The 21,079-nt window shown below is 44.6% G+C and carries 21 protein-coding genes and 1 pseudogene; 18 read left to right on the top strand and 4 right to left on the bottom strand.

The features are described 5' to 3' along the window. Positions 1-2 precede the first annotated feature (2 nt). The 4 genes from queF to rlmH form a co-directional block, all read right to left on the bottom strand. Positions 3-833 carry an NADPH-dependent 7-cyano-7-deazaguanine reductase QueF gene (gene queF, locus BLQ60_RS10855; protein ID WP_092620213.1) on the bottom strand — a complete coding sequence of 277 codons (831 nt, stop codon included), beginning with the start codon at positions 831-833 and terminating at the stop codon, positions 3-5. Beyond that, entirely contained in the window at positions 833-1,606 is a 774-nt protein-coding gene (locus BLQ60_RS10850) for an ABC transporter permease (RefSeq protein ID WP_092620210.1), read from the bottom strand. The genes queF and BLQ60_RS10850 overlap by 1 nt, the downstream gene beginning before the upstream one ends. Next, entirely contained in the window at positions 1,603-2,538 is a 936-nt protein-coding gene (locus BLQ60_RS10845; RefSeq protein WP_092620413.1) for an ABC transporter ATP-binding protein, read from the bottom strand. The genes BLQ60_RS10850 and BLQ60_RS10845 overlap by 4 nt, the downstream gene beginning before the upstream one ends. Before the next feature lie 207 nt (positions 2,539-2,745). Then, positions 2,746-3,225 (bottom strand): 23S rRNA (pseudouridine(1915)-N(3))-methyltransferase RlmH, encoded by a 480-nt coding sequence (gene rlmH / locus BLQ60_RS10840; protein ID WP_092620207.1) that lies wholly within the window; start codon positions 3,223-3,225, stop codon positions 2,746-2,748. Positions 3,226-3,460: 235 nt separating this feature from the next. Between rlmH and BLQ60_RS10835 the strand changes: the two genes are divergently transcribed. From BLQ60_RS10835 to BLQ60_RS10750, 18 genes and pseudogenes are all read left to right on the top strand, one after another. After that, on the top strand, positions 3,461-4,126 hold the full coding sequence (locus BLQ60_RS10835) for a beta-ketoacyl synthase chain length factor (RefSeq protein WP_092620410.1): 666 nt from the start codon (positions 3,461-3,463) through the stop codon (positions 4,124-4,126). Further along, positions 4,111-5,001, top strand: coding sequence for a lysophospholipid acyltransferase family protein (locus BLQ60_RS10830; protein WP_092620204.1), 891 nt, complete (start codon positions 4,111-4,113; stop codon positions 4,999-5,001). Before BLQ60_RS10835 ends, BLQ60_RS10830 begins: the two co-directional genes overlap by 16 nt. Beyond that, complete coding sequence (locus BLQ60_RS10825; RefSeq protein ID WP_092620201.1) at positions 5,001-5,264, top strand: phosphopantetheine-binding protein; 264 nt, start codon at positions 5,001-5,003, stop codon at positions 5,262-5,264. Before BLQ60_RS10830 ends, BLQ60_RS10825 begins: the two co-directional genes overlap by 1 nt. A gap of 101 nt (positions 5,265-5,365) precedes the next feature. Further along, positions 5,366-5,620: an acyl carrier protein gene (locus tag BLQ60_RS10820; RefSeq protein WP_092620198.1), complete on the top strand. Its 255-nt coding sequence runs from the start codon at positions 5,366-5,368 to the stop codon at positions 5,618-5,620. Positions 5,621-5,704: 84 nt separating this feature from the next. Beyond that, positions 5,705-6,238, top strand: a pseudogene (locus BLQ60_RS10815) (COG4648 family protein); the annotation flags it as partial. A 113-nt stretch (positions 6,239-6,351) separates the two neighbouring features. Further along, positions 6,352-8,118 (top strand): ApeI family dehydratase, encoded by a 1,767-nt coding sequence (locus tag BLQ60_RS10810; protein ID WP_092620195.1) that lies wholly within the window; start codon positions 6,352-6,354, stop codon positions 8,116-8,118. Between the two features lie 11 nt (positions 8,119-8,129). Next, positions 8,130-8,888 (top strand): glycosyltransferase family 2 protein, encoded by a 759-nt coding sequence (locus tag BLQ60_RS10805; protein ID WP_092620192.1) that lies wholly within the window; start codon positions 8,130-8,132, stop codon positions 8,886-8,888. A 24-nt stretch (positions 8,889-8,912) separates the two neighbouring features. Then, positions 8,913-9,851, top strand: coding sequence for an LpxL/LpxP family acyltransferase (locus tag BLQ60_RS10800; protein ID WP_092620189.1), 939 nt, complete (start codon positions 8,913-8,915; stop codon positions 9,849-9,851). Between the two features lie 117 nt (positions 9,852-9,968). Further along, positions 9,969-11,543, top strand: coding sequence for an HAL/PAL/TAL family ammonia-lyase (locus tag BLQ60_RS10795; protein ID WP_092620186.1), 1,575 nt, complete (start codon positions 9,969-9,971; stop codon positions 11,541-11,543). Between the two features lie 50 nt (positions 11,544-11,593). Beyond that, positions 11,594-12,022 (top strand): acyl-CoA thioesterase, encoded by a 429-nt coding sequence (locus BLQ60_RS10790; RefSeq protein WP_092620183.1) that lies wholly within the window; start codon positions 11,594-11,596, stop codon positions 12,020-12,022. A gap of 107 nt (positions 12,023-12,129) precedes the next feature. Continuing rightward, positions 12,130-12,789 (top strand): LolA family protein, encoded by a 660-nt coding sequence (locus BLQ60_RS10785; protein ID WP_092620407.1) that lies wholly within the window; start codon positions 12,130-12,132, stop codon positions 12,787-12,789. Further along, positions 12,764-15,121, top strand: coding sequence for an MMPL family transporter (locus BLQ60_RS10780; RefSeq protein ID WP_092620180.1), 2,358 nt, complete (start codon positions 12,764-12,766; stop codon positions 15,119-15,121). Before BLQ60_RS10785 ends, BLQ60_RS10780 begins: the two co-directional genes overlap by 26 nt. 111 nt (positions 15,122-15,232) lie before the next feature. Next, positions 15,233-16,534: an NAD(P)/FAD-dependent oxidoreductase gene (locus BLQ60_RS10775; RefSeq protein WP_092620177.1), complete on the top strand. Its 1,302-nt coding sequence runs from the start codon at positions 15,233-15,235 to the stop codon at positions 16,532-16,534. Positions 16,535-16,554: 20 nt separating this feature from the next. Continuing rightward, entirely contained in the window at positions 16,555-17,271 is a 717-nt protein-coding gene (locus BLQ60_RS10770; RefSeq protein ID WP_092620174.1) for a DUF3261 domain-containing protein, read from the top strand. 107 nt (positions 17,272-17,378) lie between these two features. Continuing rightward, on the top strand, positions 17,379-18,614 hold the full coding sequence (locus tag BLQ60_RS10765; RefSeq protein WP_092620171.1) for a beta-ketoacyl-ACP synthase: 1,236 nt from the start codon (positions 17,379-17,381) through the stop codon (positions 18,612-18,614). Then, a complete protein-coding gene (locus BLQ60_RS10760) occupies positions 18,607-19,047 on the top strand; it encodes a hotdog family protein (RefSeq protein WP_092620168.1) in 441 nt (146 codons plus the stop codon). Before BLQ60_RS10765 ends, BLQ60_RS10760 begins: the two co-directional genes overlap by 8 nt. Further along, positions 19,037-19,834, top strand: a complete 798-nt coding sequence (locus BLQ60_RS10755) for a 3-ketoacyl-ACP reductase FabG2 (RefSeq protein WP_092620165.1) — start codon at positions 19,037-19,039, stop codon at positions 19,832-19,834. Before BLQ60_RS10760 ends, BLQ60_RS10755 begins: the two co-directional genes overlap by 11 nt. Next, positions 19,834-21,054 (top strand): beta-ketoacyl-ACP synthase, encoded by a 1,221-nt coding sequence (locus tag BLQ60_RS10750; RefSeq protein WP_092620162.1) that lies wholly within the window; start codon positions 19,834-19,836, stop codon positions 21,052-21,054. The genes BLQ60_RS10755 and BLQ60_RS10750 overlap by 1 nt, the downstream gene beginning before the upstream one ends. Positions 21,055-21,079 lie beyond the last annotated feature (25 nt).

Below are 21,079 nucleotides of genomic sequence, written 5' to 3'. Positions count from 1 at the left end.
GTTTATTGCCGCGCCAATCGCACAGGCGTTAGCATCCATGACAGGTCGGATACACGACATGGATTGATATCCAATCCACCTCGTCGTGTATAGGCAGCATAGACCATGAGTTTTTCAGGTTGTAATGCTGTCCATAGGTCAGCGTAGATTTGCTCGACACATTGTTCGTGAAAACCATTGTGCTGACGGTAAGAGATAATATAAGCAATTAAACTCGCTTCACAAGGTTTTTTGCCTTGATAACGAATAAATAATGTACCCCAGTCAGGCTGATTGGTGACAGGGCAGTTACTACGGAGCAGGTGAGAATAATAGTGCTGTTCGATGGTCGGTTGCTCTGCGTCAGAATATTCTCCACCACTTTCTAAAGCCAACAATGAACGATCAGGATGAAAGGCGATCACATTCGGTTTGACCTGATCCAGACAGATGCCTTGCGGTTGATCAACCGTCAATGCATCCACATCGAATAATTCAATTTTGACGTCTGCATTGGCGGCTTTGGATAAATCTGCTTCGACTGTTGCGACAAAATCTGCTCGGTCATAACGCTCGAAATTAAAGCTATTAAAGTATAGTTTTAAAGATTTCGATTCGATCAAATGGCTTGAGGTCGCAGGAATATGTAGGCGACCGATGGCGACTTGAGGCATGCCATCCAAATCAAGCCAAGAGATTTCAAAGACATGCCACCAGTCGACACCTTGTGTGATGCCTTGCACATCGGCATAGGCTTGGCGGGCATCAGCACGTGCGATGGGAAATAAAATCTCTGGCGCATAATGCGTTGGATATTGAGTTTCTTGACCTAAAAGTGACGCATCGACTGACATTATTCACGCATTCCTGTTCCACGACGAAGTAAATGATAGGCGATGGCATACATCATAAAGCAGCCCGCACTGATCACTAACAGCGAAATCCGCACATTGACATCACTGTGCCCCAAGATGCCGTAACGAAAGGCATTGACCATATACACGATCGGATTGAGTAAGGACACACTTTGCCAAAATGGGCTTAAATTACTGATCGCATAGAATACACCACCAAGATAGGTCAGTGGCGTCAGTACAAAGGTCGGAATGATGGAAATATCATCAAATGATTTGGCGTAGACCGCATTGATAAAGCCTGCCAAGGAAAACAGCATCGAGGTAATGATGACGGTATAAATCGTCACAAAAATATTGAAAATGCTCAAATGCGTGAACAGCAAACTGACCAGCGTCACAATAAAGCCCACACAAATACCTCGAGCCACACCGCCGACCATAAAGCCCAGCAAAATAATATGATTTGGTACAGGGCTGGTGATTAACTCTTCGACACTACGCTGAAACTTTGCACTAAAAAAACTCGACGTGACATTGGAATAACTGTTGGTAATCACCGACATCATGATGAGTCCTGGCACGATAAACTGAATGTAGCTAAAGCCGCCCATTTCACCGATCCGAGAACCGACCAAATTACCAAAGATCACGAAATACAAACTCATGGTTATCGCAGGGGGTAACAGCGTTTGCGGCCAAATTCGCATAAAACGGCGAACTTCTTTACGGACAATGGTGAGAAATGCAATGCGTAATTGTTGATGGTTCATGCATTTTCTCCAGTCAGATTTTTCTCGACCATGTTGACAAAAAGCTCCTCAAGTCGATTGGCTTTGTTACGCATACTGCTGATCAAAACGCCATTGGCTTCAAAAATAGCAAACAGATCATTCATGGCATGTGCCTTATCCATGGTCACTTGCAAGGTGCTCGGATCAATCAGATCAAATTGAAAACCGATAATATTCAGATCGAAATGTTCAAGCGGCGCCGCCAAATCAAAGATAAATGTTTCCACAGAAAGCTGATTTAAGAAACTTTTCATGCTGGTATCTTCTTTGATCTCGCCACGATCAATAATAGCGATACGGCGACAGAGCATTTCTGCTTCTTCCAGATAATGCGTGGTGAGAATGATTGAGGTGCCATTTTGATTGAGCTCAGTCAAAAAGTCCCACATCGAACGACGTAGCTCAATATCCACGCCAGCGGTCGGTTCATCCAAAATCATCAGTTTTGGCTCATGCATCATGGCACGAGCAATCATTAGACGGCGCTTCATCCCACCAGAGAGTAGACGAGATTGGGTATTTCGCTTTTCCCACAGTCCAAGTTTTTCCAGATAATGTTCGGCACGGTTTTCCGCGGTTTTTTTATCGATGCCGTAGTAGCCCGCTTGGGTGACTAAAATATCAAAAATTTTTTCAAACTGTCCGAAGTTAAATTCTTGTGGGACAACGCCAAGATGTTGTTTGGCTTTGGACGAAAATTGATCCAGATCATAGCCAAAAATATTGACTGTGCCTGAGGATTTTTTGGTGAGTGAGCTGATGATGCCAATGGTAGTGGATTTACCTGCGCCATTTGGACCAAGGAGAGCATAAAACTCGCCTTCTGGGACAGTCAGGTCAATGCCTTTGAGTGCTTGAAAGCCATTTTTATAGGTTTTATGCAGATCTTGCAGTTGAAGGGCATCAGTCATGCTTGGCATCCCAGTCGATCAAAAATAGAGGTTTGCAAAACACATTGCGATATGGCGTGGCAATGCATCTTTCAAAGCGAGCTATTGTGCGCCAAAAATGAACATAAACCAAGACTTTGCCACAGAATATGAACAAAGTCACAGTGTTGCATTTTTGACCTTGACGAGGAGGTTTGTTAGATTTTTTATCGTTGGAAAGTTTAAGCTCTAGGCTCTGTGGTAAGGATGATTGTGATTGATGCTCATTGCTCGATAAAGTTGTTCAATGAGAATAATGCGCACCATCGGGTGAGGCAGTGTCAGCTTGGACAGTGACCAGTGCCATGCTGCGGCTTTACGCACGGCATCCGACAATCCATCAGGTCCGCCAATCGCCAGCACAATATCGCTACCTTCGAGTGTCCACTGTTGCATGGTTTGCGCCAGTTTTTCTGTGGACAATTCTCGTCCGCCGACTTCGAGCGCAATCAGGATCTCACCTTGTTTGATCTGCGAGAGAATGGCTTCACCTTCAATCTGACAATATTTCAAAATATCGGCATCGGAATCATTTTTACCACGCTTCGCCATCGGCAATTCGAGCAATTGTGTGGTCACGAAAGGTTGAATACGTTTGAGATAATCATCAAAGGCGGTATAGACCCAAGCAGGCATTTTTTGACCGATGGTTAAGATGCGGATTTTCATAGTGTTTTAAAGCGTGACCAATAATAAGGAAATGATAAACGGCAAGTTCAACTACACCTTGGGCGAGTATAACAGGAGAATTCGTGAATATCGTGTTTGCGGGAACAATGATTTGCGTGAGTATGTGATGTAGTTGTGAAAAAGTACTGTGCTTTGTCCGATTTGTGCTGTACCTTGCATCGCTGAACTCGTTATACTCTGCCTAAATGAAATCATTAAAATGAATGGGTTGATTATGCTGCAGTGCGGTATTCGCGCAATCAGTTTTCTACAAGACAGTGATGAATTGACGGCGATCAATGAAGTGCCTGCGATGCAACGCCGTCGATTGTCTAAATTGGCAAAAATTGCACTGAATAGCGCACGTCAAATGCAACAGCAATTTGGGAAGATTGACTATATTGTGTGGTCGTCTTGCTTTGGTGATGAGCAAAATACCTTAAAGATTTTGCATGAAATTGCCAATGAGGGGACGGCGTCGCCAACGCAGTTTTCAACCTCTGTGCATAATGCCATTGCAGGACTCTATTCGATTCTTTTTCAGGATGATACGGTCTCAACCAGTATCAGTAGTCCTGTGTCCACATGTTGGCAAGATGCTGTGGCTGAGGCGTATAGTTATCTTCAGGCGAATGGCAAGCAACGTGCTTTGATCATTTATTATGAGCAACCGTTGCCTGAGGTGTATATTGATCAAGTGGCTGATTTTGAGCAAGGTGTAGCCATCTCTGCGCTTGTGGAACGAGACGATCCCAATCTGCAATTTGAATTTCACCCGACCAAGCCTGCGGATGCCGAACAGCAGTTTGATCACAGCATTCAAGCGCTTAATTTTTACCACTTTTGGCAATCTGAGCAACAGACTTGGCACGCTGGAAATGGGTTATGGAAAAAATGTTAATGCACACTCGCCTACAGAAAAAAATTGCGCAACTGCTCAAGCCACATAACCGCCCAGCAGCCCAGCAGCCCAGTTCGACCTTAAACTATTATTGGCGTGTATTTGCGACAGGGCTAAGTTTCGCAACCTTTGGCGCGGGCGGTGTGGCGATTGCTTTGGTGATTTCACCGACGGTAAAGTTGTTCGAGCGTGATCCTGAACAGCGCCATGTCTTGGCACAAAAAACCATTAAATATTCATTTCGTGGCTTTGTCGAGATGATGCGTGCGCTTGGCATCATGACCTATGATGTGCAAGATGTGGAAAAACTGGAAAATAGCTACGGTGAACTCATCGTTGCCAATCATCCGACTTTGATCGATGTGGTGATGTTGATTGCATTTTTACCACAGGCGAATTGTGTGGTGAAGCAGTCTTTATGGACCAATCCATTTACCCGTGGCGCAGTGCGTAGTGCAGGTTATATTCTCAATCGGGGGTCGGAGCAGTTTATTGAAGATTGTGTTGATAAACTCTCAACAGATCAAGCAGGCTCGTTGGTGATCTTCCCAGAAGGCACACGCACGGAAAAGGATGAATTACTGAATAAATTTCAACGTGGCGCTGCCAATATTGCGGTGCGTGCTGATGTGCCACTGCGTCCAGTATTGATTCGTTGTACGCCGTCGACCTTAACCAAAAGTGAAAAATGGTATCGAATTCCTAAACAACCTTTTCATATGGAATTAAAAGTATTAGACAGCGTGCAAATTTCTGACATAATGCCTGTTACAGAAGTACACAAAACAGAAAATAGTACACGAACCGTGCGTCAGCTCAATACGTGGTTATTTGCGTTTTTTAAAAATGAAATAGAGTTGTTGAGTAAAAAGTGATGACAGATTTGGTAAATGAAATTAAGCAGATGATCATTGATGTCTTGGTCTTAGAAGATATGACTATTGATGATATTGATGAAAATGCGCCGTTATTTGGAGAAGGTCTAGGACTGGATTCGATCGATGCATTAGAACTCGGTGTGGCATTGAAGAAACGCTATCAAATCCAGCTCAACTCAGAATCGGAAGAAAATAAGCAATATTTCCGTTCCGTGAATAGCTTGGTTGGCTTGGTACAAGCACAACAGCAGGCTGGCTAAGTCATCGCTGTGATGAGTAATCATGAAATGTGAAGTGGTACAGTGGTCAATGAAATCGACCATTGTTCCTAAAAGATAAAAAATGATGTGGTGAGAACGTGATGAGTAATCAAGAGCAAATTTTACAGCAGCTACGAACGTGGATGAATGAGCTGTTTGAGATCGACGAAGAGAAGATCCAGTTGGAAACGCATTTGTACAATGATTTAGACATTGACAGTATTGATGCAGTGGATTTGATTGTGAAAATCCGTGAATTGACAGGGCAACAAATCCAAGCTGAACATTTTAAATCGGTGCGTACCGTTGCTGATGTAATCGAAGTCGTTGAAAAATTACAACAACGTCAAGCATAACGACGCAAGTCTTTTTAAACAAAGCGATAACCATCGAGTACAGATGATTTCTGGCGAAAGGTTATATTTATATATTGATAATAAATGCCTAAAAAGCTGATTGCGGTTTTACTCACCTTATTGATGCTCTGCTATCCCTTTGCGGTGATGTGGGCGATTCGCCACGATCAGTTATTTTTGATGAGTGCGATGTTGATCGTGGTCGCAGGTGTACGTTTATTACTGCGTCAAGATCGATTATTTTTACCACTCACCAGTTTTGCGGTGCTCTGCGGTGGCTTGAGCCTGTTATTACAAGACGAGTTTTGGCTGAAATTTTATCCTGTGTTGATGAGTTTAGGCAGTGCCTCGGTCTTTGCTTATACCTTGTTTCGTCCGCCCAGTATGATTGAGCGTTTTGCTCGCTTGCATCAGCCTCATTTACCTGAATCTGGTGTACACTGGACTAGACAGGTCACCAAAGTGTGGTGTGGTTTTTTAATTATAAATGCCTTGGTGGCACTGTTAACGGTTTTCTTAGCGACATCGATTTGGGCGATTTATAATGGCTTTATTTCTTATCTGTTAATGGGTGTGTTGTTGCTCGGTGAGTATCTACTCAGGCGCAGACAGCAAAAAAAGCAAGCATCTGAACATGCATCTAAATATGATCATGATGCGCATCGCACAGCGCCAGATCAATCAGAAAGTCGGCAGAAAAAAAGCCAGCATCCAGCCAATCAGGATAATTCATGATCGTTGCAAATTTGCGCCAATATTTCCATCATCCGCAGGTTTTGGCATTTTCAAAAAACAGTCGTATTAGTCATGCTGAGTTTTGGCACATGGTCTGTCAGCGTCAAGCCTTTTTGCTGGCGCAGGATCAAACGGATTATGCCTTGTGGCTTGAGGACAGTGCCGAGTTTTTGGCGTGGATATTTGCCAGTACACTTGCCGAAAAAACCGTGTATTTACCACCACATCGGGTCAAGGATTTAGAGCGTCAGTTTCAGGATCAAGGCATTGTTTTTATTGAGCAAGATTGGTCGAATAAAGTTGTGCAAACGGATACAACTGCATTTAACGATGAACGCTTGGCGCAAGATTTGGAAGCGCACTTAGAGTCCACCAATTTGATTTTTTATACCTCAGGTTCGACGGGTGAAGCCAAGCACATTCCACGTTCATTGGCGCAGTTATTGGCTGAAGTGCACACTTCTGCTGTACAACTGAAATGGCAACAGCCGTTTTGTATGCTTGCCAGTGTCAGTCATCAGCATATTTATGGGTTGTTATTTCAATTGCTTTTACCGTTGATCACTGGACAAGCCTTTTATCGAGAACAGGTGGTCTATCCTGAATATTTAGAGGATATTCAACAGTTTATCGCCGATCAAGAGGTTGCGTTAGATACTACTCAAGATTCAATTTTTGATATAACGGCTCAGCGTTATACGCAGTATTTGGTTGCCAGTCCTGCCTTGTTAAAGCGTTGTATCGGTGAGTTTCGCTTTGCCCATGCGACACGGATTTTTTCTTCGGGCGGATTGTTAGACGCAGAGATTCGTCAGCATTATCCGCAGACCATTACCGAAGTGCTTGGCAGTACTGAAACAGGAGGAATGGCGACCCGTGATCAAGACCATGCACCGTGGCAGGCGATGGCAGATGTGGAAATACGCATCGACGAGTCACAACAGCTTTGGATCAAAACGGCGCATGCCTATCAACAGGATTGGCTGGCAACAGGTGATTTGGCGGAAGTTTTGCCCGAAGGTTTTCGTTTGCTTGGACGAGCAGATCGCATCGTCAAGCTGGAAGAAAAACGCATTAGTCTGACTGCGGTCGAGCAGGCGATTGATGGCTTGGCTTCGGTCGAGATGAGTAAAGCCTTTCTGATCCAGCAGGGTAATCGCACACGATTGGCTACGGTGGTGGCGCTCGATCAAGCGGGCATGCAGATGCTACGAAAGCAGGGAAAATTACACGTTGTGCAACAGCTCAAAGCCAAACTTTCCGATACTTTAGAGTCGATCGCTTTGCCTCGGCAGTGGCGTTTTGTCAGTCAGATGCCACGCAATACCCAGTCGAAAATCAATATGCAACAATTACACACCTTATTTGAAACACAGCATTTCCCGCTGGAATTACAGCCTGTTCAGGTCGATCAGCATGCGCATGATGACTCAGCCCAGAGCCGATATCCGCATCGTGTGCAGTATCAGCTCCAGTTTTCGCCAGAGTTGATTTGTTTCCAAGGGCATTTTTCTGATTTGCCGATTTATCCAGGGGTGGGGCAGATTGCCTTTTTGGTGGAATATATCGAACGGCACTGGACAGATTTCGACTTTTGCACGGGCTTTGAACAGCTTAAATTTCAAGATATTATCCGTCCTTATGATGTGATTACCTTACAACTGACACGTGTGCAAGATAAGGTTTCCTTTCAAATGATCGATCAAGATGAGAAAAAAGTAGCGAGCGGTCGTTTAAAATTTGCATTAAAGCACAGCGGATGAGGTGAGATTGAATGAAAAGTTGTTTTATTTTACCTGTCTACAATCATCCGCATTACTTGGAAGATTTGGTCAAGCATTTACAGGCTTTTAATTTGCCGATTGTATTGATTAATGACGGCAGTGATGAGGCTTGTACTGCAATATTAAATGCGCTTGAACCTTTGCAAAATGTCACGGTACTACATCATACGGAAAATCAAGGCAAAGGGCAGGCGGTGATGACAGGGATTACTTATGCCAAAGCACACGGATTTAGCCATGCCTTACAAATCGACGTCGATGGACAGCACCACTGGGCAGATGTGCAAAAGTTCTTAGATACCGCACAAGCACACCCTGAAGCGATGATTATTGGTCAGCCCTTATTTGATGAAACGGTGCCGAAATCTCGGTTGATCGGACGATATGCCACGCATATTTGGGTGTGGATTAATGCCTTGTCACTTGAGATTAAAGACAGTATGTGTGGCTTTCGGGTCTATCCTATCGATACCACCTATCAAGTGATCACACAGCATCATTTGCAACCCCGAATGGGCTTTGATAGTCAGATTTTGGTGCATCTGAGCTGGGCGGGTGTGCCGTGTATCAATCTGCCGACACCAGTGATCTATCCAGAAAATGGCATTTCACATTTTCAATTGTGGCGAGATAATCTCAGCATGACCAAAACGCACGGCACCTTGCTATTGGGTATGCTCAAGCGTTCGCCACGATTGATTTATCGTAATCTCAAATCGGCAATGAAAACAAAGCACAGTTCCTCATAAATTCAATCAGACAGAACCATCAACATGACAGAACAACAACCGACATGGAATGAGCAACAAGAAAAGGGCAATTTCTTCTTATTGCGCTTTGTGTTTGCAGTCTATCGCTTGCTGGGACGGCGAGTCATGCTGTGGATGGTGCGAGTGATTGTAGCATGGTATTGGATATTTGCGGTGCAAGCTCGGCGCAACTCTCGCTTGTATTTTGATCGCTTGGCTGAGTTTGCCAAAGCACATCCTGAGTTTGAACAGCACACTGTTGCAGAAACACAATCTTCGACCAGCACCTTGACGCATTTACAGACTTTTGCTGAAAGTATTGTCGATAAAATGGCAGCGTGGCAGGGCGATATTCCTGAGCAAGAGTTGCAACTGTTTGGACATCAGCATTTTCAGCAGAATTATGGTCGTGGTGCGATTCTGATGATTTCGCATTTTGGCAATATTGAGCTGTTACGTGCTTTAAAATCTGAGCATCACCAGACCGTCAATGTCTTGGTTTATCGCAAACATGCCGAGCAGTTTAATGCCTTTTTACAAAGTATTAATCCACGTGCAGGCGTGCAACTGATTTCTGTGGATGAGTTGGGCGTGGATACCGCATTGCATCTACAAGAACGGCTTAATCAAGGCGAATGGTTGGTGGTGGCTGCTGATCGGATTCCGATTCATTCTAAGCGTTGCAGTACAGCTGCATTTCTTGGGCATGACGCTGAGTGGCCACAAGGGGCATGGCTGCTTGCGCATTTGCTCAATGCGCCTGTGATGGCGGTGTTTTGTTATCCGTATCAGCAAGAGTTGCAAGTCCATATTGAACTGCTCAGTGATAATATTCAGCTATCCCGAAAGCAACGTGAACAGCAGTTGGGGCAATATATTGAACGCTTTGTTAGGTTACAAGAACAGCATTGTTTGCGTGCGCCTTATCAGTGGTTTAATTTTTATGATTTTTGGAAGAAATAGTTTTTGGAATAAGTGATTTTGAAAAAATCGCTTTTGAAATAAAGCATTTTGAGAATAAATTGTTTGGAATGACACGTGGATGGTGGAAACCATAAACGCATCAGTTGAGAGAAAAGAATGACCGATAAAAAAACCATTATCGTAGGTAAAGATCAGATCAGTATTGACGATGTCATTGCAGTTGCCTATGACAATGCACAGGTGCAATTGGTCGCAGATGACCATTGGCGTCAGCGCATCCAACGTGGTGCGGATTTTCTTGATCAACTGCTTGAGCAAGATGGTGTGATTTATGGCGTGACTACAGGTTACGGCGACTCGTGTGTGGTGAGTATTCCACGCCATCAGGTGAATGAATTGCCCGTACAATTATTACGCTTTCATGGTTGTGGTCTGGGTGAAAACTTTGATCATCGCACAGCACGTGCCATTGTTTTTGTGCGTCTAGTGTCTTTGGCACGCGGTTTTTCTGGGGTATCTCTGGCTTTGCTTGAGCGTTTGGTTTGGCTACTCAATCAAGACATGATGCCTGTGATTCCGTCTGAAGGTTCAGTCGGGGCGAGTGGTGATTTGACGCCATTGTCCTATATTGCGGCAGTGCTGATTGGTGAGCGTGAAGTGAGCTATCAAGGTCAAGTGATTTCAACAGCCTCGCTGTACCAACAACTTGGCGTAGAGGCTTTAACTTTACGTCCAAAAGAAGGTTTGGCGTTGATGAATGGCACAGCAGTGATGACCGCATTGGCATGTCTTGCTTATCATCGTGCTTGTCAGGTGTCGCATCTCAGCAGTTTGATTACAGCATGTAATGTCATTGCACTACAGGGTAATCCAAGTCATTTTGATGAAGTATTGTTTGCGCAAAAGCCACATCAGGGACAACAACGTGTCGCAACGTGGATTCGTGAAGCGATCAATGCTGAAGTGGAGCATACAGCGCAGTCTTCACGCCTGCAAGATCGTTATTCGCTCCGCTGTGCACCGCATGTGATTGGCGTGTTTGAGGACAGTCGTGCGTGGCTTGAGCAAATGATCGGCAATGAGCTGAATTCTTCTAATGATAATCCGCTCATTGACCCTGATGAGCTGCGCGTATTGCACGGTGGGCACTTCTACGGCGGGCACATTGCGCAGGCGATGGACAGCTTAAAAATCATGGTGGCAAACTGTGCGGAGTTGCTAGATCGTCAGTTGGCACAGCTCGTCGATGATAAAATGAATCATGGCTTACCACGTAACTTAACAGGTGCAAGTGATGAACGTCTGCCACTCAATCATGGCTTTAAAGCCGTACAAATCGCCGTATCCGCATGGACGGCAGAGGCATTGAAGCAAACCGTATCGGCGTCGATCTTTTCTCGTTCGACAGAATGTCATAATCAAGATAAAGTCAGCATGGGTACCATCGCTGCACGAGATTGTATGCGTGTACTCACTTTGACCGATCAAGTCGTGGCAGCCTGTCTATGCGCCAGTCAACAGGCGTTACAGTTACGTTTGGCTCAAGATGAGCAGTTGCGTAAACAAAAGCAATTGAGTGAAACGCTTCATGTGTTAAAGCTGTGGGTCGAACAATCCTTCCAGCTCGTCATTGAAGATCGACCATTGCAAGCAACATTACAGGAGTTGGTACAGCGTTTGGCAGATTTACAATGGCTACGTAATGAAGCTGATCAAATCCATTCGCGCTAAGATGGCAATTTTAAAACATTCAAATTTAAAACATTCAAGGTGAGAAGCACATGCAAGCCGAAGTAATCATTGACATTCCATTTCATGATGTGGACAGCATGGAAGTAGTTTGGCATGGGCATTATTTGAAATATTTTGAGATTGCCCGTTGTCAGCTGCTTGATCAATTTGATTATAACTATTGCCAAATGCGGGATTCGGGCTATGCGTGGCCTGTGATCGAAAGTCATGTGCGTTATGCGCATGGCATTGTCTTTGCACAAAAAATCCGTGTCGTCGCAACACTGAAAGAATGGCAAAACCGACTAAAAATCGACTACCAAATCTTCGATTTATCTACACAGAAAAGACTTACAAAGGGCTATACCATACAAGTTGCAGTGCGTATCTCAGATCGTGAGCTGTGCTTTGTCTCTCCGCCTGTGTTGCTGGATCGTTTGCAAGCATGGGATCAATTTCAGGCTGAAAAAGCACTTTAACTGCAACTGCCATCAAGAATCAGTGAGTCAATATGAACCTATTTCAAAGCCAACCTCAATGTCAAAACAAATTGCAAAATCAGCGTTTACCTAAAAAAGTGTTTACCATGTCTAAAACGATCTTCTTGACTGTCAGTGTAAGTTTTACAACGCTGATTGCACCGACTGCTTTTGCAAAAAATACCGCTTCTGCGCAACAATCCACAGCACAAGCACAGCAAATATTTAATCAATTGTCTGCACAAAAGTTTTTGCGTGCCAATTTTATCCAGTCGAAAAAAATTCCAAGTCTCGGCAAAACCTTTAAATCCACAGGGCAAGTGCTGTATTCTCAGCCACAAGGTGTACTTTGGCAGATTGCGACACCTGTCAAAGCCGATCTGATCATGACCGATAAGACATTGATCCAAAAAACCGCACGCACACAAAGCAAGATTACCTTGGATAAAAGTCCATACGGCGCCGTCGCCAATATGTTTCTCCAACTGATGTCAGGTGATCAAAAAGCCTTAAATAAAAACTTTAATATCACCTCGATACAAGTTGGACAGGGCAGTAATGCAACGTGGAAAATTGCCTTAACACCGAAATCATCTACGCTGAAAAAGTTGTTTAAATCAGTCAATGCAACGGGTACGAGCTATGTGCAGAACATGCAAATTGTCGATATGAGCAATGCCACCACGACCATTCAGTTCACACCGACAAAAAATAATAGCAACGCATTGAGTAGCGCAGAGCATGCACTTTTCAAATTGGCACAATAAAGCCACCGTACTTTGGCTGTGCATCGTCACCGTGGTGGCGATGGTGCTCGGCATGCAGTGGTATAAAGGCGATCTTCATGTACAGACCAATTTATTTAAACTGTTGCCTGATATTTCTGCACAGCCTGATGTGTTGGATAGCTATGCCAAAGTCAGCCAAAATTTAAATAATAATGTTTTTATCATGTTGCAGACCGATGATCATGCACAGCTTGATCAATCCACAGCATGGCTTGAGGCAGAGGCAGCGCAAACGGATTTATGGCAACCGATTAAAAAGACCTTCCAACAAGAGCAATTTTCCAAAACCCTATTTCAATATCAAACAGGCTTGCTGAGTAGGCAAGATCGTGAATTATTACAGCAACATCAATATCCTGCACTACTTGAACAAAGTATGTTGCAACTGATGAGTCCTGGCATGCCGATCACGGCTGAGATGCTGGCAAAAGATCCGTTGTTACTATTTCCACGCTATCTCTTGGAAAAGTCGTCTGGAAATTCGTCACAGATTGCGATTGAGCAAGGCTGGGCAACCGTTGAGCAGGCTGACTCATTACAAATAGATTCAACACAAACAGACTCAGCACAAGCGGATTCAGCGCAAACGGATGCTACACAAAGCTATAGCCGATTAGTCGTGCTACAAGTCGCACACAGCCCCTATCAGATTGATTATCAAGAGCAGAGCAAAGCATGGCTTGATCATATTGAACAGCAATTACAACAGCAAAAGGTCGCCATGTACTGGACAGGGACTTTAGCCTTTGCCAGTGAAGGCACGCAGTCGGCACGTCAGGAAATCTCCACCATCGGCGTAGGCTCGACCATTGGTTTGATCGTGTTGGTGCTCTTTGGCTTTCGTTCGATTCGTCCGTTATTTACCGAGTTTATAGCGATTGGTTCAGGGCTGATTATGGCGATTGCCTTGACCCATTTGATCTTCGGTGAAATTCATCTGATGACCTTGGTCTTTGGCGCAAGTTTGATTGGGGTCTGTGTCGATTTTTCGTTTTATTTTATGGCGATCCAGTCGGTGCGCCGTGATGAAAGTGGCTTGCTGGTATTGCGTCCGATTTTGTCAGGTTTATTTATTGGCTTGATGACTACACTTTTGGCGTATTTATTTTTATCATTTACGCCGTTTCCTGCGTTTAAACAGATTTCAGTATTTTCCATTGTCGGCTTGAGTGCAGCGTGGGTGAGCAGTGTATTGCTGTTGCCACGTTTACCACCGCTGAATACCCAATTTGCCGTCAAGGTACTGAGACCAATTGCCAAGTTGCGTGCGTTTTTTATGCAACGTGATCGAGCACGTTATGCCTTGATTATTGTGGCGATTATATTTAGTGCGATTGGCTTAACGCAATTGAAATTCAATGATGATATTCAAAATTTGCAAAGCATGGATGCCAGTCTGAAGCAAAATGACCGATTGATTCGTCAGACCTTTGCGGAGGAGCAAGCACAAGATTTTCTAATTATTCATGTCAATGATAAAACGAAGTTGTCACAAGCTGAACAGACATTGATAAGCAAACTCGATCAACTGCTTTCGGATGGCAAAATTTCAGCATATCAAGCGATCGGGCAATGGTTTGATCCCGCAACGATTCAGCAAAATATCCAGCTGTTACAGCAGATTCCCAAAGCAGATTTAGTTGCCTATGCCGAGCAGATGGGGCTAGATTCAGCGCAAGTTTTAGCATGGCAAAGAGATTTAGCCAGTCAGCCGACCTTGACCATGACGCAGTTTCAACAACATCCATTAGCATCATTGGCGATCTCAGATAAAACACGGGTGATTCTCCTACAAGGTGTACAAGATGATCAGGTGATCCATGCACTAGAAAATCAGCAGGTGTACTTTATGCAACCTGTGCAAACGCTTTCGGATCAATTTCAGAAACATCGTCAACATGCGCAATATTTACTGCTAGTGGCAATGATTGCTTTAATCGTGGTGCTTTGGTGGTTATATGGTCGCCGAGCTTTGTTGGATTTGATGCTTCCTGTGACTTTGGCGCTGGGCTGTACTTTTGCATTGCAAGCCTTGCTCGGTGTGGAGCTAAATTTATTTAGCATCATGGCAACTTTTTTGATCTTGGGGATTGGTGTGGATTATGCGATTTTTTACCATGACGCAGCAGCGCAAGATCAAGTGATTTCCATGGCATTATGGCTATGTATGATGTCGACTTTGCTGGGTTTTGGGTTATTGTCGTTAAGTCAAACTTATGCAATCTTTTGCTTTGGATTTACGGTATTATGTGGTGTGCTGTTATCTTATGTGTTTGCCAGTTGTCTCACCCGAGCAAGGCAATCGGGATAATTTGAACAAATCATAAATGAATCAATACTTTAAAATAACGACCTGAATCATGTTCGCGAATAAATAGCAAAGACATTTTGAAGGAAAAATCAAAGAGAATTTAGGAAAACTATGACAGCAGTACAAAGCACAGATGTGTTGATCATCGGCGCAGGGCCTTCGGGAAGCTGTGCAGCCAGTTTACTTCGACAAAAAAATTATCAAGTCACCGTGCTGGAAAAACAATATTTTCCACGGTTTTCCATCGGTGAGTCGCTCTTGCCGCAATGTATGGCATTTTTAGAACAAGCGGACATGCTCGATGCCGTGCGAGCTCAAGTCGAAGCAGAAGCATTTCAGTTTAAAAATGGTGCGGCGTTTTTACGAGGTGCTGAGCGACATTATTATAATTTCACTGAGAAATTTAGCGAAGGGCATGGAACTACGTGGCAAGTGCGCCGTGCGCCATTTGATCATATTCTGGCACAATCTGCACAGGACAAAGGCGCCGATATTCGTTTCGGACATCAACTGGAGTCGATCGAAATTTTGGTAGATTGCGTCAAAGTACACGCTTTAGATGAAGCGCAACAGCCTTATCAGATCGATGCCAAATTTGTGCTAGATGGCAGTGGTTTTGGGCGGATTTTGCCGAAATTATTAGATTTGGAATATCCGTCAGACTTTCCTGTACGCCAAGCCTTATTTACCCATATCGAAGATAATATTCAGCCTGAAGCGGACTTTGATCGAGAAAAAATCTTAATTACCGTACATGAAAAAGATCATCGGGCATGGTATTGGCTCATTCCATTTGCTGATGGTCGAAGTTCATTTGGTGTGGTGGCTGAGCCTGATTTTTTCCAAGCCTATCAAGCGCAACTGGCAAAACACGATCCAAGTCATGCAGATTCAAAAGAAGCATTGCTCCAGTTTATTCTTGCTGATGATGTGGCATTATCGAAGGTATTGGCACATGCCAAGTTCGACCAAACGGTGCAACAGATCATGGGCTATTCGGCGAATGTCAAACAGCTTTTTGGCGATCGTTTTGCTTTGCTGGGTAATGCGGGCGAGTTTCTTGATCCTGTATTTTCTTCGGGTGTGACCATTGCGCTCAAATCGGCATCGATGGCGGTGCCCTTGGTCGATCGCTATCTGCGTGGCGGGTCTGTGGACTGGCAAAACGACTATGAAAAACCACTCAGACAGGGCATCGATGTGTTCCGAACCTATGTCGAGTCGTGGTATCAAGGTGGCTTTCAAGATGTGGTGTTTTCAGAGCAACAAAACACTCAAGTGCGTGAAATGATCAGCTCGATTTTGGCAGGCTATGCGTGGGATACAGCGAATCCAATGGTTAAGGATGCATCTCGGCGCTTAAATGCGTTGGTGGAAATTTGCCGTGATTTTGCGCAGCAGAAAGAGTGCTAATCGAGCAGGAGTGTTAGGGAATGGGAGCGGAAAAAGGTCAGATGTTGCGTTGTCATTGCAAAAATATTGTCAGTCGAATGACGCCAAAAGCATGCCGTGCACGAACTTTGGGTTTTGCCTTGACTGCGGGTGTCCTGCTGAATTTGATCGCATGTCAACAAGCGCAAACCATCCAAGGTTTGCCAAGTATGGCTCAGCTTCAACAAAGCCATACATTACAACAGAATCCGTCAGTGCAACCACTTGAAAAAAGTCAAAATCAACAATATGAAGTTGAGCTGTTTTGGAAAGAACAATCGATTAGCTTTTTGCTGCTGAGTAATTTGGTGTCGAGTACCATGCAAAATGGTGCATCGCATCAGCCGAAAACCTATCAACAAGTCATCGGTATGACCGTAACGGGGCAAGTGCTGTTTGAGTTACATTATGATGGGAAAAAGGTCGATGTGGTGCAGTCGATTGATGCGATGAAGCGCATTCCTTTTGATTATCTCTATCGAGATATGGTCTGGGCGACGCTGTCCGAAGACGTACTCAAAACTACGTTAAAAAACACACCCTATACTGCCCAATCTAAGCAGATGGCGCACCACGTTACACGGGTAATTTTGCAGAACAATCAACAGGTCTATCAAGCACAGTACAATGCAGACGGTAGTATTGAGGTGAAAAATTTGAACGTGCCTTACAAAATGCTGTTGAGTCCGATTCAAGATGATTTTTTACAAGCGGATTAGGTCTAAAGGGTAGAAGTTGCAATCGGTGTTGAAGTATTTCTTTGTTATGATTGACTGCAATTGAAATTTTATTAAAATCACAATGTAGTACATATATGTTGAATGGAATGAATAACAAAAGCAAAAATATGCAAACAGTTGGCATTCAGTTGAGTAGCGCCTTATCTGCACTGGATCACGGCATGACGCAACTGATGTCAAAAAGTGATGTGTCAACTCAAAACCTGCAACAGCTATTGTGCAGTGATGTGCAAAGTTTACAGCACTCTGATCTGTTATCACCTTGCGTCTTTGTCGGGGCTTATCCCTATGTCTTGCGGGAAGTTGCTGATCCAGTATTAAATCCATTTCACTCTCGCAATCTGGCATTTGCTTTGACTGCATTACAGCCGATTGAGGCACAGCTCAAACAAATGACCAAGGGCATTCCTACACACCGTTTGGCAATCGTATTGGGGACATCGACGTCGGGCATCGCCGATAATCAACTTGCGCTCGAACAACATCAACGCACAGCGCCTAACGATATGTCGCCTTATTTACAGCATCAAAAACAAGCGATGGCAAGCCTTGCGGTCGCAATGCAACAGTATTTGGGCTGGCAAGGCATTGCCTATTCGATCTCTACGGCATGTTCATCGAGTGCCAAAGCCTTTGCTACGGCACAGCGATTATTAAACAGTGACTTGGCGGATGTGGTCTTGGTCGGTGGAGTCGATACGCTTTGTGGTCTGACTTTACATGGCTTTAATAGCTTAGACAGTTTGTCTGCGTCGATCTGTACGCCATGTGGTGCTGATCGAGATGGGATTAACATCGGTGAGGCTGCGGCACTCTTTGTACTGAGCCGTGATCATGCACCCGTGAATCTGCTTGCCAGTGGTGAGTCGATGGATGCGTGGCATATTTCTGCGCCCCATCCAGAAGGTAAAGGTGCCGAACAGGCAATGCGTGAAGCATTGAAACAAGCAAATCTATCGACAGCAGAGATTGATTATTTAAATATGCACGGCACCGCCACCCCGCAAAATGATGCGATGGAAACCCGTGCGATTCATACCATTTTCGGTGAAGATTTGCCCGTCAGCAGCACCAAACATAAAACAGGACATTGTCTGGGTGCGGCGGGTGCGATTGAAGCCTATATTTGTCAGCAAGTGCTGCGTAGTGAAAGTGCATGGTTGCCGTGGCATCATGGCGGGCAAATCGATCGCAGTTTAAGTCCATTAAATTATGTACGTCCACACAGCGCATTGAGCAAAGCCAATGTGGTGATGAGTAATTCTTTTGCCTTTGGTGGCAGTAATATCAGTTTAATTTTTGCAAGGGGATCGCATGCTTGAGCAAGCCGCAGATTATTTACCGCATCAAGCACCGATGGTGATGATCGATCAGTTACTCGAAGCAGGTGAGGACTTCGCCATTGCTAAAGTCACAGTGACGCCAGCATTGATGTTTAGTAATACACAGGGTTTGCCGACATGGGCAAGCATCGAACTGATGGCGCAAACGGTGAGTCTGTATGCAGGCGTGCAAGGCAAAAAAAATCAACAAGCACCGAAAATCGGCTTCTTGCTGGGCAGCCGAAAAATGAACTTTGATTTTGCGTATTTTCCCTTAAATTCTGAGATCGTCATCAAAGCCAAAAAAAATTATATGCAAGACAACTTGGGTGTATTTGACTGTGAAATTAGCGCATTAGGAAAAACCATCACTGCCACGCTCAGCGTCTATGAACCTGAAAATGCCAAGCAGGAGTTTCAACATGCTACTTAATCATCCTGAAAATCAGCAAGTTGAAAATAAGCAAGTTGAAAATAAGCAAGTTGAAAATAAGCAAGCAAGACGAATCTTAGTGACAGGTTCGAGTCGTGGCATCGGCAAGGCGATTGCATTGCAACTGGCACAGGCGGGCTTTGACATTACCATTCATGCACGTTCACGCATGGCTGAGGCAGAAGCGGTTGCACAAGACATTCAGGCTTTAGGTCGAGAAAGCCATTGTCTACAGTTCGATGTCAATGACCGTACTGAAATTGAACGCATTCTCACGCAAGATATGGCGCAACATGGGGCATTTTACGGTGTGGTGCTCAATGCTGGGCTGACACGTGATGGCGCTTTCCCTGCATTGTCTGATGAGGATTGGGATCAAGTGATCGATACCAGTTTGCATGGTTTTTATAATGTGTTAAAACCACTGATCATGCCAATGATTCGATTAAAACAGGGCGGTCGTATCGTGACCTTGTCATCGGTGTCAGGCGTGATGGGCAATCGTGGACAAGTCAACTATAGTGCTGCCAAAGCAGGTTTGATTGGTGCGACCAAGGCAATGGCACTCGAGCTTGCCAAACGAAAAATCACCGTCAATTGTGTGGCACCAGGTCTGATCGATACCGAAATGGTCACCGATGAAGTCAAAGAACATGCCTTAAACATGATTCCAATGCAACGCTTGGGGCAAGTCGAAGAAGTCGCTGCAACAGTAAAATTTTTATGTTCTGATGAAGCATCCTATATCACTAGACAAGTGATTTCAGTCAATGGAGGATTGATCTAATGCGTCGAGTGGTGATTACGGGAATGGCGGGCATTACGGCATTAGGTGAAAGCATCGAACAAATTCGAGATGCGATCGCCAAAGGGCAGAATGCGGTGCGTTATATGCCCGACTGGGAACCTTATCAAGATGTGCGGACACGTTTGGCGGCACCTGTATTGGACTTTACCATGCCTGCACATTTTACCCGAAAGACCACACGTGGTATGGGGCGTGTGGCGTTAATGTCTGTAATTAGTGCGGAAAATGCTTTACATGATGCAGGGCTACATGGTAGCGAAGTGATTCAATCAGGTCAGACAGGGGTGGCGTTTGGTTCATCCTCGGGTAGCGTGGCTGCGGTCACAGAGCTTGGTGATCTTTTGCTCAATCAAAATGGGCGAAAAATCAATGCAACCACTTATATTCGGATGATGGCACATACCAGTGCGGTCAATATCAGTGTGCATTTTGGCTTAAAAGGTTTAACGCTACCGACGCCAAGTGCCTGTACTTCAGGCTCAATGGCGATTGGTCAGGCTTTTGAAGCGATCAAATATGGCAAGCAAAGCGTGATGCTTGCAGGTGGTGCAGAAGAGCTGAGCGTGGCGAGTGCGGCGGTATTTGATGTGTTATTTGCCACCAGTTGTCAAAATGATCAGCCTGAAAATACGCCTCGACCATTTGACCAAGATCGTGATGGCTTGGTGATCGGTGAGGGTGCTGCATGTCTAATTTTGGAAGAATTTGAGCATGCCAAAGCACGTGGCGCACATATTTATGCCGAAGTGCTAGGTTATGGTAGCAATACTGATGGCAAGCACGTCACCCAACCTGACCATGAACAAATGGGGCGTTGTATGGAGTTGGCACTAAATGATGCCGATATTTCTCCTGAGCAGATTGGCTATGTTAATGCACATGGTACGTCCACGGAGCAGGGCGATATTGCTGAGAGTCAAGCCACAGCTCGAGTCCTTGGTAAAAAACCAATCAGCTCATTGAAAAGTTATTTCGGACATACTTTAGGGGCGTGCGGTGCGATCGAAGCATGGCTGAGTATTGATATGCTCAATCGTCAGCAGTTTGCCCCGACCATTAATCTAGAGAACATTGATGCACGCTGTGGTGATTTAGATTATATTAAAGGGCAAGCTCGTGAGATCAATACAGATACCATCATGAGTAATAACTTTGCCTTTGGTGGCATTAATACGTCACTGATCTTTAAACAATTATAGTTTTTTTAAAAAGCACAGAAAGAGG

The sequence above is a fragment of the Acinetobacter marinus genome (assembly GCF_900096915.1).
GTDB classification, from domain to species: Bacteria; Pseudomonadota; Gammaproteobacteria; order Pseudomonadales; family Moraxellaceae; genus Acinetobacter; species Acinetobacter marinus.
This window is presented reverse-complemented; position numbering and strand designations above follow the sequence as displayed.

What these genes read in the sequence shown, in the direction of transcription:
- queF (WP_092620213.1), bottom strand. Translation starts at nt 833, where the DNA reads ATGTCAGTCGATGCGTCACTTTTAGGTCAAGAAACTCAATATCCAACG.
- BLQ60_RS10850 (WP_092620210.1), bottom strand. Translation starts at nt 1,606, where the DNA reads ATGAACCATCAACAATTACGCATTGCATTTCTCACCATTGTCCGTAAA.
- BLQ60_RS10845 (WP_092620413.1), bottom strand. Translation starts at nt 2,538, where the DNA reads ATGACTGATGCCCTTCAACTGCAAGATCTGCATAAAACCTATAAAAAT.
- rlmH (WP_092620207.1), bottom strand. Translation starts at nt 3,225, where the DNA reads ATGAAAATCCGCATCTTAACCATCGGTCAAAAAATGCCTGCTTGGGTC.
- BLQ60_RS10835 (WP_092620410.1), top strand. Translation starts at nt 3,461, where the DNA reads ATGCTGCAGTGCGGTATTCGCGCAATCAGTTTTCTACAAGACAGTGAT.
- BLQ60_RS10830 (WP_092620204.1), top strand. Translation starts at nt 4,111, where the DNA reads ATGGAAAAAATGTTAATGCACACTCGCCTACAGAAAAAAATTGCGCAA.
- BLQ60_RS10825 (WP_092620201.1), top strand. Translation starts at nt 5,001, where the DNA reads ATGACAGATTTGGTAAATGAAATTAAGCAGATGATCATTGATGTCTTG.
- BLQ60_RS10820 (WP_092620198.1), top strand. Translation starts at nt 5,366, where the DNA reads ATGAGTAATCAAGAGCAAATTTTACAGCAGCTACGAACGTGGATGAAT.
- BLQ60_RS10810 (WP_092620195.1), top strand. Translation starts at nt 6,352, where the DNA reads ATGATCGTTGCAAATTTGCGCCAATATTTCCATCATCCGCAGGTTTTG.
- BLQ60_RS10805 (WP_092620192.1), top strand. Translation starts at nt 8,130, where the DNA reads ATGAAAAGTTGTTTTATTTTACCTGTCTACAATCATCCGCATTACTTG.
- BLQ60_RS10800 (WP_092620189.1), top strand. Translation starts at nt 8,913, where the DNA reads ATGACAGAACAACAACCGACATGGAATGAGCAACAAGAAAAGGGCAAT.
- BLQ60_RS10795 (WP_092620186.1), top strand. Translation starts at nt 9,969, where the DNA reads ATGACCGATAAAAAAACCATTATCGTAGGTAAAGATCAGATCAGTATT.
- BLQ60_RS10790 (WP_092620183.1), top strand. Translation starts at nt 11,594, where the DNA reads ATGCAAGCCGAAGTAATCATTGACATTCCATTTCATGATGTGGACAGC.
- BLQ60_RS10785 (WP_092620407.1), top strand. Translation starts at nt 12,130, where the DNA reads ATGTCTAAAACGATCTTCTTGACTGTCAGTGTAAGTTTTACAACGCTG.
- BLQ60_RS10780 (WP_092620180.1), top strand. Translation starts at nt 12,764, where the DNA reads ATGCACTTTTCAAATTGGCACAATAAAGCCACCGTACTTTGGCTGTGC.
- BLQ60_RS10775 (WP_092620177.1), top strand. Translation starts at nt 15,233, where the DNA reads ATGACAGCAGTACAAAGCACAGATGTGTTGATCATCGGCGCAGGGCCT.
- BLQ60_RS10770 (WP_092620174.1), top strand. Translation starts at nt 16,555, where the DNA reads ATGGGAGCGGAAAAAGGTCAGATGTTGCGTTGTCATTGCAAAAATATT.
- BLQ60_RS10765 (WP_092620171.1), top strand. Translation starts at nt 17,379, where the DNA reads ATGAATAACAAAAGCAAAAATATGCAAACAGTTGGCATTCAGTTGAGT.
- BLQ60_RS10760 (WP_092620168.1), top strand. Translation starts at nt 18,607, where the DNA reads ATGCTTGAGCAAGCCGCAGATTATTTACCGCATCAAGCACCGATGGTG.
- BLQ60_RS10755 (WP_092620165.1), top strand. Translation starts at nt 19,037, where the DNA reads ATGCTACTTAATCATCCTGAAAATCAGCAAGTTGAAAATAAGCAAGTT.
- BLQ60_RS10750 (WP_092620162.1), top strand. Translation starts at nt 19,834, where the DNA reads ATGCGTCGAGTGGTGATTACGGGAATGGCGGGCATTACGGCATTAGGT.